The sequence below is a fragment of the Corynebacterium glyciniphilum AJ 3170 genome (genome assembly GCF_007673095.1).
Taxonomy (GTDB): domain Bacteria; phylum Actinomycetota; class Actinomycetes; order Mycobacteriales; family Mycobacteriaceae; genus Corynebacterium.
The window spans coordinates 1-255 of the sequence record NZ_VDYZ01000289.1 but is presented as its reverse complement, the minus strand read 5'-3'; the positions used below and the strand labels follow the sequence as shown (position 1 = coordinate 255).

The 255-nt window shown below is 65.1% G+C and carries 1 protein-coding gene; it reads right to left on the bottom strand.

The annotated features are described in order from the left end of the window. The coding region (locus tag FS507_RS20080; protein ID WP_186314783.1) for a hypothetical protein at nt 1-226 on the bottom strand (226 nt) is incomplete at its 3' end. Nucleotides 227-255: the final 29 nt, after the last annotated feature.

The following is a 255-nucleotide window of genomic DNA, read 5'->3' as shown; positions in this document are numbered from 1 at the left end:
CCCTCCCCCTCTCCTCCTCACCCTCCTCCCACTCCACATCCTCCCCCACCACACCCCCAACCTCATCCACCTCATCTCTTCCTTCCCCAACCTTCTCCTCCTCCCTCTCCTCATCCCCATCCTCCTCGCTCCCCTCCCCCGCATCTCCCCCACCCTCGGACTCCCCCTCCTCCTCCCCTTCACCTTCCCCCTGCAACCCCTCACCCCCATGATCCTCCTCCTCCATATCTACCCTCCTCCCCTATACCCCGCCTC